The sequence below is a fragment of the Novosphingobium sp. genome (genome assembly GCF_030696665.1).
Classification (GTDB): domain Bacteria; phylum Pseudomonadota; class Alphaproteobacteria; order Sphingomonadales; family Sphingomonadaceae; genus Novosphingobium.
Map to the genome: position 1 here is coordinate 1 of NZ_JAUYRV010000045.1, position 16330 is coordinate 16330.

Genomic DNA, 16330 nt, shown 5'->3' on the forward strand with positions numbered 1-16330 from the left:
TCCCGAAGGCAAGGTCGCCTCGTGGGACGCCATGCCCTGGCCCTCGGGCGGCTCCATCGCCGTGGTCCTCGCCCGCCCCGATGACGCCGCGCTCACCGGCATGGTCGGCTCCCTGCTGGAAAAGCTCGCCGCCGATCCGCAGGCCCGCATCGCCAAAGTCGCCAACCGTGCCGAAATCGCCGCGATGGGCGGCAACCCGCAAGCCAGCTTCTTCGTGGACCTCAAACCCGGTGCCCTCGCCGCAGGCTTCGCCGCCGATACCCCGCTCGCCCGCCCGTCACGCACCAAGGGCATGCACGGCTATTTCCCCACCCTTCCCGAAATGCGCTCCACATTTCTGGTCATGGGCAAGGGCGTGGCCAAGGCGCGCAACCTCGGCGAGATCGACATGCGCGCGATAGCCCCAACTCTGGCGGTCAGCATGGGTGCGTCGCTGCCTGATGCACAAAGCGCCCCGCTCAACATCGCAGACTGATGGCAACGCCTGCTTCCCGTGACTTTTCAGCCAGTTGGGAAGCAGGCGTTCGCCTTCGCCATATTGCCGAATCTTGACGAAATCCGATTGAATTGGCGCGACTCACCGCGCCCGGCGCAAGGCGGTTGCAGCGCATTCCCGCACACAAATGGTAACCCATGAAACGCGGCCTCTTTCGTACTATCGACACGTTCCTGGGCGAATGCGCCCGCGTCCACGAGGATGCAGGCGACGCATTCCCCTATCTCCGACCCGACCTCTACCGCATGCTCGGCTTCCAGCCTGCCTATGAGGATCTGCCGTTGGTCACGCCGAACCTGACCGAACCCCGCCCCCATTGACCCGCTCCCCCGCGAAGGCGGGGGCCTCAGGCGTTTTGCGGAATGGTAGCGTAAATGGCCTGAGGCACCCGCCTTCGCGGGTGCGCGGGGACTCACAAAGTTTGATGGGTTCCAACTCCGCTTGCCACCATCCGGCGAGTATGACAGGGACTCGCGCGCCCGATTTTCCCTGATTTCCAGCACCGGACGCCTGCCCTTTTCATGCTTACCATCAACGGCATTACCGTGCGCCTCGGCGGACGCGACATCATTTCCCGCGCCTCGGCTGCCATCCCCCCGCGCGCGCGCGTCGGCCTTGTCGGGCGCAACGGCGCGGGCAAATCCACGCTGGTCAAAGCCATCATCGGCGAAATCGAGCCGGATGAAGGCACGGTCGAAATGCCGCGCCGCACCCGCCTCGGCTATCTGGCGCAGGAAGCACCTGCTGGCAGCGCCACCCCGTTCGAAACCGTGCTGTCCGCCGATGCCGAACGCACCCAGTTGCTCGAAGAGGCCGAAACCTGCACCGATCCTGACCGGCTGGGCGATGTCCACGACCGCTTGCTCGCCATCGATGCCTATACCGCCGATGCCCGCGCCGCCCGCATCCTCATCGGTCTCGGTTTTGACGAGGACATGCAAGGTCAGCCGCTCGACAGTTTCTCCGGCGGCTGGCGCATGCGGGTCGCCCTCGCCTCGCTGCTGTTCTCCGCGCCCGACGTGCTGCTGCTCGATGAACCTTCGAACCACCTCGATCTTGAAGCGACACTGTGGCTGGAGAACTTCCTCAAGGCCTATCCCGGCACGCTGCTGCTGATCAGCCACGAACGCGATCTGCTGAACAACGTGGCCGATCACATCGTCCACCTCCACGGCGGCAAGCTCACGCTCTACCCCGGCGGGTACGACAGCTTCGAACGCCAGCGCAACGAACGCCTTGCCCAGCAGGCCGCCGCGCGCGCCGCGCAGGAAGTGCAGGCCGACCGGCTCAAGGACTACATCGCCCGCAACTCCGCCCGCGCCTCCACCGCCAAACAGGCCCAATCGCGCGCCAAGATGCTGGCCAAGATGCAGCCCATCGCCGCGGTGATCGAAGACCCCTCGCTCAGCTTCGACTTCCCCGATCCCGAGGAACTGCGCCCGCCGCTGATCACGCTCGACCTCGCCAGCGTCGGCTACGCCCCCGGCAAGCCGGTGCTCCAGCGGCTGAACCTGCGCATCGATCCGGATGACCGCATCGCCCTGCTCGGCCGCAACGGCAACGGCAAGACCACGCTCGCCCGCCTGCTCGCCGCGCAACTGCCGCCGATGGCCGGTGAGATGACGGCGACCGGCAAGATGCAGGTCGGCTACTTCACCCAGTACCAGGTCGAGGAAATCGAGGGCGGATCGACCCCACTGGAACTGATGACCCGCGCGATGGACGGCAAAACCGCCGCCGCCGTGCGCGCCCAGCTCGGCCGCTTCGGCTTTTCCGGCAACCGCGCCACCAGCGCCGTCGGCACCCTGTCCGGCGGAGAGCGCGCCCGCCTCGCCCTCGCCCTCGTCACCCGCGATGCACCGCACCTGCTGGTGCTCGACGAGCCGACCAACCACCTCGACATCGACGCGCGCGAGGCGCTGGTCCACGCGCTCAACGCCTACAAGGGCGCGGTCATCCTGATCAGTCATGACCGGCACATGGCCGAGCTGGTGGCCGACCGTCTGGTCCTCGTCGATGGCGGCACGGCCAAGCCGTTTGACGGCAGCATCGAGGACTACATCGACTTCATCCTCGGCCGCAACCAGCCCAAGACCGACGCCGCCGGCACCCCCGTGGTCAAGCAGGACAAGAAGGCCCGCGCCGCCGCGCGCGATGCATACAAGGCGCTGCAAAAGACGCAGACCGAGGCAGAAAAGCGCGTGGCCAAGCTGCAGGCCGAAATCGCCCGGTACGACCGCGCGATGTTCGAACCCGCCGCCGCCGCGCCCGACCTTGCCAAGCTCAACATGAGCGATCTTTCGCAACGCCGGGGCAAGCTGGCCAAGGAGCTTGAGGAAGCGGAACTGGCATGGCTTGCGGCTGGCGAGGCGCTGGAAGGGGCCAACTAAGGGTCGACGCGAGCAACGCAGGCGCTGCCGTTCCGCACTTGAGCGTGGCGGAAGGTTTACGGGGTTTACACGGTCCAGAGGGGGTTTCTCCCTTGCCGTCATCAACCGTGCGCTCCCCCGCGAAGGCGGGGGCCTCGGGCGTGTTACTGTGAGCTTTCCTTAAAACTCCTGAGGCCCCCGCCTTCGCGGGGGAGCGCGTTTGGTTGGGGGTTAAGGGTTCGTCCTCCACCGTATCCTCCTCCCCCGCCGGGAACAGCGCTTCGAGCCTAGCGCAGCGGGCGTCGGTTTCCGCATCCCACACCTGTTCGGCGCGGGCGCGGGCCTGGGCGGTCATGGCGTCGCGGACTTCGCCCCACAGATCCCAGAGTGCGTCGTCGGCGTCCTGATCGGGTTCGGGGTTTTCCTCGTGGAAGCGGCGCTGCGCGTCGGCTTCGCATTCCTCGATATAGCTCTCGCGCGTCGGGTCGGGGAGGCAGGCGGCCTGAGCCGTGCCCTCGCCCTCGCCCAGCGCGAGGAGCATGTCGTCGAATTCCTCGGCGAGGCGGTGGATGGCGGGGCTGGCCTTGGCGGCGCGGGCATCGAGCCGCGCGAGGTGGGCGAGCAGCAACCGCGCGTCAAAACGCTGCCGCTGCCCCACCGCCTCGCCCCGATACCAGATCGTCTCGGTCGTCCCCATCATCGCGCGCTCGGCCAAGACCTGCTCCGCCGCCGCCCGCGCATGAAGCAAAGCCGCCTCCCACCCGGCGGCAAAGGCCGGATCGCGGCGGCGGCGCACATAGGCCGTCTGCTGCGAAACCCCCGCCGCCAGCGCCGCCGCGCGCACATTGCCCGCGCGGCTGAGGTGTTCGAGGAAGCGCGCGATGAGCAACGGCGTGAAGGCATGGCCCCCGGTGACAGTTGCTTGCGTCTCCCCTCCCGCAAGCGGGAGGGCGCTCCTTTGCTTCTCCCCTCCCGCTGGGGGTTGGGCGCTCCTTTGCTTCTCCCCCCCCGCTGGGGGGTGGGGCTGGGGGTGGGCACTTCCTTCTTCTTGCCAAGACGCGGAACGTTCGCCTGACGGCGAATGCCCACCCCTAACCCCTCCCGCCTGCGGGAGGGGAATTGCGAGCGTAGCGCTTTGCCCTCGCACCCACCCCGCCCAATCCACCAGTCCGCCAGCATCCAGCGGCGCATCCAGCGGCGGCAGATCATCGTTGGGCAGCCCAATGTCCCTGCTCGCAGGAATCCACCCCCGACCGAAGGAAGTGGGCGCATCCGTATGGCGCTGCGGGTTTGAGGCGGGTGCAGTGACGTGCGGCATCTGACGCTCCTGTTGGAACAAAACAGGACCGCGTACCGCAGGACGGGGGATGTAGGAAAATGGTTTTTGGTCGCGTGAAGCTTTCACCCCGGCGAAAACGTTATGCCAAAAACTTCCTATACAATTTACTTAGCGTCGATACGCTTGGCGAGCTTAATGACAAATCCCCGACACTAATCGTAGCATTAATTACCAAGCCTCCCATAAGAACATTGCCAACTCCCTTCTGCCAACCAGCGTCCTTTAGTTCACGCAGTGCCATATCGAGACGTTGCCTCAAAATCGTGGCACGCCCCGATCTTTCCATTGCTCCACTGTCACTGTATTCGATTTTTAGATCAATCGACTGATCTCTGAAATTAGAAATAACTGAAACCGTTATTCCACTTGGAGATGATACATGGCCACAAGACCCTTCATCATCCCAAACATAGTCCACCGATGCTCCTATTCTTGCGAGTAACTCTTCGCCCCAAAAATCTGAATCACTAACATTCAAAGGGTCTACAATGCTTTTTTCAATCAAATTCAATTGATTTCTCAATCTAAAAAAATCGACCCTCTCAGCTTGATCAAAGCTTGTCGCCTTCACGACAATTCTGGCCAATTTTGTAGGTGCAGAAATCCAGTCATACCTGTAATCTCGACTAACTGCCCTACGAACCGATCTAGCCCACGTCGGATTTAGTGGCTCATTTGCCAACGGCGCAACACCGCCAAACATGAAATATATCGTCATTCCGAAACCGTATGAATCGACTTTCGTGGTCTGCGCATGATAGCGAGGTGAAGCCCCGGTCTGCTCAGGACTCAGAAAACCAAAATCATCACGAGATTCAAATATAACATCTTTTTCTTTGGAACCTTTGTGCCATGACATATCAAAATCGAGAACCTTTACTACTGGATCAAAGTCACCCTGATACTCAAAATTCTCAATCATAATGTTCGACGGCTTCAAATCCCTATGCAATATTGTTGATGGTAAAGCGTGTGCTCGCGAAACAATTTCTGCCACTCTGCTCGAAATGCGAATTTTCGTTTCCCATGATAGATCAGATCGACGTTCGAATGCCTCTTGAAGACTCACCCCTTCAACAAACGGCATAACTATTGTGGGTGGCAGTTCATAGGCTTCGATCAATGGGACCAATCCATCAATTTGGCTGTCCCCAACCATCCGCATTGATCGGACGCCACGACGAAAACCACCAAGCATCTCATCGCTTCTAAAAGCGGATTCATTCATTATCTTTATCGCAACCAATTCACCTTGCATTGTTGTAGCTCAAAATACCTCGCCGAAATTCCCCCTACCAACTGAAGGAAATTCAAGTTTGTAGTCAAACCACGTCCTAAACTTTTCTTCTTTGTTTTTATAAAATGCTGTGTGAATTGCAAAATCATTAACATTACATAAATCTCGATATTTCCGATATATTTCGTCAATATTATTTTCACCAGCCTCAGCGATGATACTATTTACTTGACCAGATAGGTAGTGTCTTATATTTTCTGGGCTCATCTTAACAAGATCGTCGGGATTGACATAGCTTTTGCCGTAATCTTTTTCGGATTTTTGCGGTTTTAACTTTTCATCGTCCGGCATGTAAGACAGGCAATCATCCACCATTTTCCTTATTATCCGTGAATGATCCTCACTATTGTGCGCTTGATAGCGAATAAGTTTAACATAATGACGGTTCGCCCACGCACGTAGATCATCAGTGGATCGATTGGTAAGCCAAAAAACATTCGGCGGACGCAAGCCTGACTCAGCTAGATCTAAAAGCCTCATAGATAGAGCAACGTCATCAGCACTAATTCCAACAAATAGAACAATATTCCGCAAATATTTTTCTTTCAGAAATAACTCATGCGCCTGTGAGTTGCGAACGACATTTAAATCATCGTGAGTCATAACCCAGGTAGAAGGATTTATTATATCTCCATGTAAATATATAAGATGTTTTTTATTCTCTATTTGATAGTTCCATTTTTCAGCAAGCTCCGTTCCATAAATTGGCGCGGTAAATTTCCGCCCTGTGGCGGCCACCGCATCGCCAGCAAATCGATCTAAATTTAAACTAACAACCCCTTGAGGATCTAAATCCATAAGATCTGTATAAGATTTTGGCGTGTCACAATCATCACTAACTGACAAAAAATTCTCAACTAAAGACTCAAATACCGGCTTTCCAAGTATTGACTTTATTAACTTAAATCTAACCCACTGATCTTTTGACGTCTTAAGCGCAGAATATTCCGACTCTTTGAATTTTTCTTCAAACTCATTACTTTGCCTCATTCGAGAATCAACTTCTCTACGAAGCTTTTCTTCTAAGGAAACCCAGTCAGGCAGCCCTGATGGGCGACTCAAACCAGCCCCAATAAAAAGCGTTAGCGGGGCCTTCCGCTCCCCAAATGCCTTTAGGAAAAGTCGATATTCTGGCGAATCTTCAAACATTGCGCGTTCCAGTCTTTGGCGAACGGATATTCAAGCCAACGGAATTTTTAGCAATTTTGGTGATACGGTCTAGTCTGTTTATTCCACGTCGACTTATAGCCTAATCAGCGTAAGTATACTCAATCAGGGCTGCCGCTAAAGGTTCGGTGCCTCCCAGAGCGGTGATGGAGTTACCACTGCCGTAGGATGCCTCTTCCACGCCCCCCGCCCCCCCAAGTTCTGCCGGCAGCCCACCTTTCAGCGGGCTGCCGGCAAGGATCGCGGCTAGAAAAGGCACCCGTCCGCGACCCCGGTTCGTTACGTAACGCCCCTAGGGGTGTGGGTTGGGGGCTGGCAAGGGTAAGGGGTTCGGGAATGGTGGGAGTTTTTTTGGGGGTGGCTGGTTTGCGCTGATGTTTTGTAACACGCCTGAGGCCCCCGCCTTCGCGGGGGAGCCGGAAGTTTATCCTGAGCTTGTTGTAGGGCGGGGGCGCGGGTTTCGGTGGTTTGATTTGTGCTGAGTGCTGCGCGTTCCCTATTCTTCTATTGTCACCCCGGACTTGATCCGGGGTCCATTTCTCCACCTAAAGCCTTGGTCTGATTGGTGAAATGGATCCTGAACCAAGTTCAGGATGACGGTTAAAGAAGGGCGTGTATTGCCGGACGGGACATTCAGCATATGAGCGTTGGGGTCGTGCTATGCGGTGGGTGCCCCTCCACCATCCTTCGGATGGTCCCCCTCCCCGTGCCGGGGAGGAACTAGCGTTTTAGCAGGGGGGCGAGGTAGTGGCCGGTGAAGCTGCGGGGGTTTTTGGCCACCACTTCGGGCGTGCCCTCCGCCACGATTTCGCCGCCGCGCACACCGCCTTCGGGGCCTAGGTCGATGATCCAGTCGGCGGTCTTGATCACATCCAGGTTGTGTTCGATCACGACCACGCTGTTGCCCTGTTCCACCAGTCGGTGGAGGACTTCGAGCAATTTGCGCACGTCTTCGAAGTGCAGGCCGGTGGTGGGTTCATCAAGGATATACAGCGTTTGCCCGGTGGAGCGGCGGGCCAGTTCCTTGGCGAGTTTGACGCGCTGGGCTTCGCCGCCTGAAAGCGTGGTGGCCTGCTGGCCGACCTTGACGTAGCCCAAGCCCACTTCATTGAGCATGTGCATCCGGTCCCGGATCGGGGGGACGGCCTTGAAGAACTCCTCGGCGTCCTCAATGGTCATGTCCAGCACGTCGGCGATGGAGTGGCCCTTGAACTTCACTTCCAGCGTTTCGCGGTTGTAGCGTTTGCCTTCGCACTCCTCACACGTGACGTAAACGTCTGGCAGGAAGTGCATTTCGATCTTGATCAGGCCATCGCCCTGACACTTTTCGCAGCGGCCGCCCTTGACGTTGAAGCTGAAGCGGCCGGGTTTGTAGCCGCGTGCGGCGGATTCCGGAAGCCCGGCGAACCAATCGCGGATCAGGGTGAAGCTGCCGGTATAGGTCGCGGGGTTGGAGCGCGGGGTGCGGCCGATGGGGGATTGATCAATCTCGATTACCTTGTCGCAGTTTTCCAGCCCGGTGACGCGATCATGCACGCCTGCGATCACGCGCGCGCCATTGAGCGTGCGGGCGGCGACGGCGTGGAGCGTATCGATGGTGAAGCTGGACTTGCCCGAGCCGGAGACGCCGGTGACGCAGGTGAACGTGCCGAGCGGGACTTTGGCGCTGACGTTCTGCAGGTTGTTGGCGCGCGCGCCTTCCACGCCGATGAACAGGCCGTTGCCCTTGCGGCGCTTCTTGGGAACCTCGATCCGGCGGGTGCCGGTGAGGTATTGGCCGGTGAGGCTGTTGGGGTTGTCGAGAATGTCCTGCAGCTTGCCCTGCGCGACGATTTCTCCGCCATGCACGCCCGCACCGGGGCCGAGATCGACCACGTGATCGGCGGTGCGGATGGCGTCCTCGTCATGCTCCACGACGATGACGGTGTTGCCGAGATCGCGCAGGCGCTTGAGCGTGATGAGCAACCGGTCATTGTCGCGCTGGTGCAGGCCGATGGAGGGTTCGTCGAGCACGTAGAGCACGCCCGATAGCCCTGAGCCGATCTGGCTGGCGAGGCGGATGCGCTGGCTTTCGCCGCCGGACAGGGTGCCGCTGGTGCGGTCCAAGTTCAGGTAATCGAGGCCGACATTGTTGAGGAAGCCGAGGCGCTCGTTGATTTCCTTTAGGATGGCCTTGGCGATCTGGCTTTGCTGGCTGGTGAGCTGCGCATCGAGATTGGCGAACCATTCGACCGCGGCGGAGACGGAGAAGTGGGTGACGGTGGAGATGTCGGTGCGGGCGACCTTCACGCTGAGCGCTTCGGGTTTGAGGCGCTTGCCCTCGCAGGTTTCGCAGGCTTGAGCGGTCTGGTATTTGGACAGCTCCTCACGCATCCATGCGCTTTCGGTCTGGAGCATGCGGCGGTTGAGGTTGCCGATCACGCCTTCGAACGCCTTCTGGACGGTGTAGCTCTTCTTGCCGTCGATGAAGGTCAGCGGGACGGCCTTTCCGGCGGTGCCATAGAGGATGACGATTTTCACCTCGGGCGAGAGTTCGGCCCAAGGGGTTTCGAGCTTGAAGCCGAAGTGGCCCGCGAGGCTGGCGAGAACCTGCATGTAATAGGGCGACGGCGGGTTGCTTTTGGCCCAGGGGACGACGGCGCCTTGCTTTAGGCTGAGGTTCTCGTTGGGGACGACGAGTTGCGGATCGAACAGCAGCTTTTCGCCGAGGCCATCGCAGGCGGGGCACGCGCCCTGGGGGGCGTTGAAGGAGAACAGGCGGGGTTCGATGGATTCGATGGTGAAGCCTGAGACGGGGCAGGCGAACTTTTCGGAGAAGACGATGCGGTTGGCGGGGAGGCCGGTTTTTTTCATGCCGGACTTTTTCTTGCCATCCGGCGTCCCCGCGGAGGCGGGGACCTCGAGAGGTTCAGCGGTGTTGCCTGAGGCCCCCGCCTGCGCGGGGGCGCCGAGCGCCTCAACCGTCGTATCCGCAAGGTCGATGTACGCCAGTCCATCGGCGAGCTTCAGCGCCTGTTCGAAGCTGTCGGCAAGGCGGGTCTGGATGCCGTCGCGCACGGCGATGCGGTCTACCACCACTTCGATGTCGTGCTTGAGCTTCTTGTCGAGCGCGGGGGCGTCTTCAATCGGCATCATTTCGCCGTTGATGCGGACGCGGGTGTAGCCGGCCTTCTGCCATTCGGCCAATTCGCGGCGGTATTCACCCTTGCGACCGCGCACGGCGGGGGCCAGCAGGTAGGCGCGGGTGCCTTCGGGCAGGGCCATCACGCGGTCCACCATCTGGCTCACGGTCTGCGCGCTGATGGGGAGGCCGGTGGCGGGGCTGTAGGGCGTGCCGACGCGCGCCCACAGCAGGCGCATGTAATCGTAGATCTCGGTGACGGTCGCCACGGTGGAGCGCGGGTTGCGGCTGGTGGTTTTCTGTTCGATCGAAATGGCGGGGCTGAGGCCGTCGATGTGCTCCACATCGGGCTTCTGCATCATTTCGAGGAACTGGCGCGCATAGGCGCTCAGCGATTCGACATAGCGGCGCTGCCCTTCGGCATAGATCGTGTCGAAGGCGAGGCTGGATTTGCCCGAGCCGGACAGGCCGGTAATGACGATCAGGCTATCGCGCGGGAGATCAATGTCGATCCCCTTGAGATTGTGTTCACGGGCGCCACGGACGGAAATTGTGTTGAGAGACATGCGTGGCGGTGTTCCATATTTGTTCGATTTTGGCAAGGCCCCCGCCCCGCCTTTGCGCATGTGGGGAGCGGGGCAGTGCGGTGCAATATGGGCTTTGGGGGATGATGGCATTTGAGTCGCCGTGAAGACGGGGAACAGAGGCGGTTTGCGCTGATGTTCTTTTAGAACCATGAGGCCCCGGCCTTCGCGGGGGAGCAGGTGTGTGGGTGGTGAGGGCTGCGGCGATTCCGGTAATCGCCCACACTGTGCGGTTTTTCTCAGGCAGATTGTGCCGCAACGCACAAATTTGGCACAACAAAGACGTTTCCTTGTCGGAACCATACAATTGTCTGTGTCAAAAGCTTGCTATAGGGACGGTGTCACCCAAGGAGCTTGGATACCGTTCGATGGTTGCCGATTTGCCCGATCAGACTGTACCGTCGCCGCAGAGCCTGTTCTGCCGCAACAGCGGCGTGCGGGCAGCACGGCCAGTGGTTTCGGCAAATGTGCGGGAGCGGTTTGCGCGATACTTTGCGGCAGACTTTGCAGCCGCGATCACCGAACATTGCCATGATGATGATGCCCCGGTGGTAGCCTGAATTCTTGAGCGCCCGGCGAGGCGGTGGCCTTGGGCGGCTTCCTTTGAGCTTTCGTTACAACCCTGAGGCCCCCGCCTTCGCGGGGGCGCAGTTGTTTTGTGTGGCGTGCGGGGGGATTTACAGGGCCAGCGCCATGTGGCCGGGTTCGCCCAGCCAGCGGGATTCGAGTTTCCAGACTTGTGATATGACGTCTTCGGACAGGGCGGTTGCGGGCTTGCCTTGGGCAGCGACTCTGCCTTGATCCAGCACGATCACGTGGTCGGCGTGGTTCATGGCGAGCGCCAGATCATGGACGACGAGGACGACGCCCCTCCCTTCTTGCGCCAGCGCGCGGAAGCGGTGGACGAGCGTGCGCTGGTGGGCAAGGTCCAGCGCGGCGAGCGGCTCGTCTGCCAATATCCAATGGGGCTGCGTGGTGAGCACGCGGGCGAGCAGGGCGCGGGCGCGTTCTCCGCCGGATAGGGTGGCGAGTGGGCGGTCGGCGAGGTCCGTCAGGTCCAGTGTGGCGAGGACTTGAGCGACGACTTGCGCATTTTCGGAGGCGCTGGTGCGGTGCGGCAAGCGGCCGAGGCCTGCGAGAGTGCGGACCGAGAGGTTCCACGCGACTTCGCCCGATTGCGGCAGGTAGCCGATGCGGCGGGCGCGGTCTTCGGGGAGAAGTTGCGCGACGGGTTGGCCTTGCAGCGTGGCGGTGCCGCTGACGGGGGTGATGAGGCCTGCCAGCGCGGCGAGCAGCGTGGATTTGCCCGCGCCGTTGGGGCCGCAGATGGCGGTTACGCTGCCTGCGCGCAGTTGCGCGGTTACATCGTGCAGGCGGTGGGGGATGGTGATGCGGAGGGCTTCAAGCATGGGCGCAGCCTTGCTGCTTCCCCGCGAACGCGGGGACCGCAGGCGGTTTACGCCAGCGTTTCGTAATAGGCCTGAGGCCCCCGCCTTCGCGGGGGAGCGGGGTTTGTACTGATCGATTTCTTTGCTTCCCCGCGAAGGCGGGGATCTCGGGCGGTTTACGCCAGCGTTCCGTAACAGGCCTGAGGCCCCCGCCTTCGCGGGGGAGCGCTGCTTTTTGGTGGGTGGGTGTGGTGGTGGCCATCATGCCAGTTCCCGCCGCATTTTCAGCAGGAGGCGCAGGAAGAAGGGCGCTCCGGCGAGGCTGAGGGCGATGCCGAGGCGCAGTTCTCCACCCTTGAGCGGCATGATGCGGCACAGGCAATCCGCCACCAGCAGCAGGAGCGCTCCGGCCAAGGCGCTGGGGATCAGGGTGGCGGACGGGCGCTGGTCGGTGAAGGGGCGGATCAGGTGCGGGACCATCAGGCCAACAAAGCCGATCATGCCGGCGACCGCGACGCCCGAGCCTACGATCAGGCCGATGGCGGCGATCATCAGCCACAGGAGCCGCGTGGGATCTACGCCGAGCGAGCGGGCGGCGGCTTCTCCCAAGGCGAGCGCATCGAGCGCGGGGGCGGCGCGCCACAGCAGGGCGAGGCCGACGAGCGTGAGCGGGGCGGCGAGGCGGACCTCATGCCAGCCGCGATCGGCCAGCGCGCCCATCAGCCATGTCACGATTTCCGACAGGGCGAAGGGATTGGGCGAAAGGCTGATGGCGAGGCTGGTGAGCGCGCCCGCAAGGCTGGCGATCATCATGCCTGCCAGCGTGAACAGGGCGATGCCCCCTGCCCGGCCTGCGATGAGCGCGAGCAGGCCCATTGCTCCGCCGCCGCCGATCAGGGCGAAGAGCGGGAGCGTGAAGGCCTGCACTTCATAGCCGGTGTAGAAGGACAGGACGGCGCCGAGCGCGGCGGCGGGCGCTATGCCGAACAGGCCGGGGTCTGCCAGCGGGTTGCGCAAGTAGCCCTGCATGGCCGCGCCTGCTGCGCCGAGGCCAGCGCCGAGGATCAGCCCGAGGACGGCGCGGGGAAGGCGTAGTTCCATCAGGATCGCGGTGGCGTTGGGGACCGGGGGGCTGAAGGGGCTGATCCAGACTTGCCCGACGAGGAGCGAGAGCGGGATGGTTATGACCAGGGCGGCTAGAAGCAGGGTTATGGGGCGGGTCATTTGGCAGTGACCGGGGGTTTGGGGACAGGCCCTCCCCCAACCCCTCCCGCAAGCGGGAGGGGAGTAGCTACGCGGCGTACTTCTGCCAGCCTTTGCGCGGCGGCGATCAGGGTGGGGCCGCCGCAGTAGAGGAGTTTGGGGTTCAGGTGCGCGCGGCGGGTGGTTTGGAGGGCCTTCAGCGCGGGGTGGCTGAGGACGCGGTCGTCGCCTTTTCCGGTTTCGGCGCTCTGGCCTGCGACTAGGATCAGTGCGGGGGGATCGGCGAGCATGCGCTCCAGCGGGAGCAGGTCGGCCTGGCCAAGGCCGCGCGCGGCGGCGAAGTTGGTGAAGCCGGTGCGGCGCAGGACGTCGGCGATCAGCGTGCCGTCGCCGGGGACCATGCCGCCGGATTGCCAGACCACTGTCGGGATCGGCTGGGTGCCGGGTCTTGGGGCGGCGGCGGCGAGTGCGGTATCTATGCGGGCGATCAGAGCCTCACCGCGGGCAGGGTTGCCGGTCAACGTGGCGATCTGGCGGATCTGGGCGTGGTTTTCGGCAATGGTCATGGCCATGCCGATGCGTTCGAGGCGCAGCCCGAGACGGCCATAGGCGCTGGCGGTGGCGGGATCGGTGAAGGTGCTGCCGAGGACCACGTCGGGTTTGAGCGCGAGGACTTCTTCCACCGTGCCGCGTGTGGCGGGGAAGCGGTTGGCCTCGCCCAAGTCCATCGAGGAGGAGCGCGGGTCTTGGCTGTAGTGCGAGATGGCGAGGATTTGCGCGGGGTCGGCCACTTCGGCGAGGATGGCGTCGGTGCAGGGGTTGAGGCTGACGATTGTCGGGTGGTGTTGTGCGGGTGATGGGGGGGTGGCGCTGCTTTGGGGGATGCAGCTGGCGGTGAGGAATGCTGCGAGCAATACCACCCCCCGGCCCCCTCCGTGCAAGAGGAGGGGGAGTAGGGTTGCGTTTGGTTGCCTGAGGCCCCCGCCTTCGCGGGGGCGCGCGTTTCTATCGTGTAGAATTCTATCCGATAGCACTTGCTGCTCCCCCGCGCAGGCGGGGGCCTCGAGCCGTTTACGCCAACTTTCCGTAACACGCCTGAGGCCCCCGCCTTCGCGGGGGTGCGCAGTTTTGGAACGGGGCGTTTTGGTGGCCATCAGTACCGGGCGCGCAGGCCGATGTAGGCGGCGCGGCCTTGGGTGCCGTAGGTGGCGACCGTTTGGTACGCTCGGTCGAACAGGTTCTCTACGCGGCCATAGAGTTCGACCTGTTCAGTCACCGGGAAGCTGGCGCGCACGGTGGTGAGCGCGTAGCCATCGAGGCGGGTGGCGTTCGAGGCGTTGTCAAAGCTGTCTCCCACCATGCGCAAATCCGCGCCGAGGGTGAGGCCAGCGAGCGGTGTTGTCCAGTCGCTCGACAGGGTGAGCGCGTGGGTGGGGCGGCGCGGAAGATCCTTGCCGAGGTTGGCGATGCCTACGGTGCGGTTTTCGGTTTCGAGGTAGGTGTAGGCAGCCTGCAGGTGCAGCGTATCGGTCGGGCGCGCGCCGAGTTCGGCTTCTACGCCTTGGGCGCGGGCGTTGCCGACGTTGTCGTAGAGGCCGAAGGGGCGGTCTGCGCAGCGGTTGAGGCTGGCGCAGGAGACGAAGACGATCAGGTTGCGGCTGTCGCGGCGGAATGCGGTGACCGAGGCGTGGAGCGGCGCGTTGCGGTTGCCCCATTCGAGGCCTGCGTCATAGCTCTTGCTGCGTTCGGGCAGGAGCGCCGCGTTGCCGTAGTCCGACAGCAGGTTGTAGAGCGTGGGGGCGCGGAAGCCTTCGCCGTAGCTGGCGCGCAGGCGCAGGTTGTCGGCCAGTTCGAAGCTGCCGTTGGCGCCGAATGTCCATGCGGTGCCGAAGCGGCTATGATCGTCCACGCGGACACCGCCGGCGAGGCTGGCTTGGCCGTTGCTCCAGCCGAGCATGGCGTGGCCGCTGGTGAGGTTGGCCTTGGCTTCGGCGTCGAACGTGCTGGAGAAGCGGGTCCATTCGCTGTCTGCGCCGAAATCGAGCGTGAAGCTGGCGGGCAGGTTCAGGCGGCCGGTGAGGTCAGCGCGTTCGGAGCGGCCTTCATAGCCATAGGACGGCGCGGTGCCGAACGTGGGATCAAAGTAATCGCGCTTGGTATCGGACAAGGCGAAGCCGGTGTTGAGGGTGAGCGCTTCGGAAACATAGCGCAGGCCCACGCGGCCCGAGGCCTGGCGGGTGTCCTGATATTCGGGGGTGTCGCCGAAAGTGAAAGTGGGGGCGGCGAAGCCATCGATGTCCGTGCGGCTGTCGGCATAGCGGGCAGTGGCGACGACGGCGAGCTGATCTGTGAGGTTCAGGCGACCGCGACCGCCGATGCGCCACTGGCGGAAGCCATCAGGTTCAGTGCCGATGGCGGCAGACGAAATGCCATCGGTGCGGGTGTAGCCGCCGTTTAGGGTCAGCGCGGCGCGGTCTGACGAGAGGCCGGCGGCAGCGTCTGCCGTCCAGCTTTCGTTCGCGCCATATTCGGCAGAAGCTTCCACGCCGTTCAGATCGCGCGACTGGATGGCGATGACGCCACCGATGGCCGCGCTGCCCCAGACGACCGAGTTGGAGCCGCGCAGCACGTCGATCCGCTCCACGCCGCCGGGGGTGAGCGTGCCGAAATCGAAGCCTGCGGCAGGTGCCGAGACATCTTCGAGGCGGACACCATCGACCAGGACGAGGACTTGTTCAGCGTCCGAGCCGCGCAGGCGCACGCCGGTGAAGCTGCCGGGGCCGCCGTTGCGGGTGATGGTAAGGCCGGGGACGCGTTCGAGGACGCGGGTGATGTCGGGGCCTTGGATCGACTGGATTTCGTCGGCGGTAATGACGGTGACAGGCTGGCCGAGGCGGCTGAGCGGGGTTTCGCTGCCGGTGGCGATGACGGTGATGGCGTCGGCGCGGAGACGATCCGGGCCGATCATGATGTCATCAACGTCCTGTGCGAAGGCGGTTGACGCAAAAGCAAGGACCGATACAGAAAGCAGGTACTTCTTCACAAAACGGACTCCCGGCCACGAACGGTTACTGCCGTTCTTGGCGGGAGGAGCGCTGGGCCATCAAACTGGCGCGCCTCTTCGCGTGCGCCCGGTACACCCCGCCCGGCCGCGGAACGACAACCAGTGGCAGGTTTCCTGGCTCCCGGGTCATCGCGTGTTGCCCGCCTTCCCAGCGCCGGGATCGAATCCGGCACCAGTGGCACAATCAGGCAACGCGCTATCCGGTTACAGTTGCGGGGGCAGCGCCGGATTTGAACCGGCTTCCCTCTTAGCCCGTTTGACGGGGCACCGTTGGCGTCGGCGGCGGAACTAGCGGGAACTTT

11 protein-coding genes, 1 pseudogene and 1 riboswitch are annotated in these 16330 nt (G+C 62.3%); of the genes and pseudogenes, 4 read left to right on the forward strand and 8 right to left on the reverse strand.

The genetic code is table 11. From position 1 onward, the window contains the following. From Q8R81_RS12800 to Q8R81_RS12810, 3 genes and pseudogenes are all read left to right on the forward strand, one after another. Window positions 1-475, forward strand: a pseudogene (locus Q8R81_RS12800) (alkaline phosphatase family protein); the annotation flags it as partial. Between the two features lie 158 nt (window positions 476-633). Beyond that, a complete protein-coding gene (locus Q8R81_RS12805) occupies window positions 634-816 on the forward strand; it encodes a hypothetical protein (RefSeq protein ID WP_305618411.1) in 183 nt (60 codons plus the stop codon). A gap of 201 nt (window positions 817-1017) precedes the next feature. Further along, window positions 1018-2886, forward strand: coding sequence for an ABC-F family ATP-binding cassette domain-containing protein (locus Q8R81_RS12810; protein ID WP_305618413.1), 1869 nt, complete (start codon window positions 1018-1020; stop codon window positions 2884-2886). Here Q8R81_RS12810 and Q8R81_RS12815 read toward each other — a convergent pair. The 4 genes from Q8R81_RS12815 to uvrA form a co-directional block, all read right to left on the reverse strand. After that, complete coding sequence (locus tag Q8R81_RS12815) at window positions 2780-3754, reverse strand: hypothetical protein (protein ID WP_305618415.1); 975 nt, start codon at window positions 3752-3754, stop codon at window positions 2780-2782. The genes Q8R81_RS12810 and Q8R81_RS12815 overlap by 107 nt on opposite strands. 529 nt (window positions 3755-4283) lie before the next feature. Continuing rightward, the gene (locus Q8R81_RS12820) at window positions 4284-5462 is read right to left on the reverse strand and encodes a protein kinase (RefSeq protein ID WP_305618416.1); all 1179 of its coding nucleotides are present in this window, start codon (window positions 5460-5462) and stop codon (window positions 4284-4286) included. Between the two features lie 9 nt (window positions 5463-5471). Continuing rightward, complete coding sequence (locus Q8R81_RS12825) at window positions 5472-6650, reverse strand: SIR2 family protein (RefSeq protein WP_305618418.1); 1179 nt, start codon at window positions 6648-6650, stop codon at window positions 5472-5474. A 738-nt stretch (window positions 6651-7388) separates the two neighbouring features. After that, window positions 7389-10355, reverse strand: coding sequence for an excinuclease ABC subunit UvrA (uvrA, locus tag Q8R81_RS12830; RefSeq protein WP_305618419.1), 2967 nt, complete (start codon window positions 10353-10355; stop codon window positions 7389-7391). A gap of 386 nt (window positions 10356-10741) precedes the next feature. Here uvrA and Q8R81_RS12835 point away from each other — a divergent pair, with 386 nt between their 5' ends. Further along, window positions 10742-10933 (forward strand): hypothetical protein, encoded by a 192-nt coding sequence (locus Q8R81_RS12835; RefSeq protein WP_305618421.1) that lies wholly within the window; start codon window positions 10742-10744, stop codon window positions 10931-10933. A gap of 117 nt (window positions 10934-11050) precedes the next feature. Here the strand turns inward: Q8R81_RS12835 and Q8R81_RS12840 are convergent, their stop codons facing one another. From Q8R81_RS12840 to Q8R81_RS12855, 4 genes are all read right to left on the reverse strand, one after another. Continuing rightward, complete coding sequence (locus Q8R81_RS12840) at window positions 11051-11782, reverse strand: ABC transporter ATP-binding protein (RefSeq protein WP_305618423.1); 732 nt, start codon at window positions 11780-11782, stop codon at window positions 11051-11053. A 240-nt stretch (window positions 11783-12022) separates the two neighbouring features. Next, window positions 12023-12985 carry an iron ABC transporter permease gene (locus Q8R81_RS12845; protein WP_305618425.1) on the reverse strand — a complete coding sequence of 321 codons (963 nt, stop codon included), beginning with the start codon at window positions 12983-12985 and terminating at the stop codon, window positions 12023-12025. Beyond that, window positions 12982-13884: an ABC transporter substrate-binding protein gene (locus tag Q8R81_RS12850; RefSeq protein WP_305618427.1), complete on the reverse strand. Its 903-nt coding sequence runs from the start codon at window positions 13882-13884 to the stop codon at window positions 12982-12984. The genes Q8R81_RS12845 and Q8R81_RS12850 overlap by 4 nt, the downstream gene beginning before the upstream one ends. Window positions 13885-14117: 233 nt before the next feature. Beyond that, a complete protein-coding gene (locus Q8R81_RS12855) occupies window positions 14118-16007 on the reverse strand; it encodes a TonB-dependent siderophore receptor (protein ID WP_305618429.1) in 1890 nt (629 codons plus the stop codon). Between the two features lie 107 nt (window positions 16008-16114). Next, window positions 16115-16315, reverse strand: a riboswitch (cobalamin riboswitch). Between the last annotated feature and the right edge of the window lie 15 nt (window positions 16316-16330).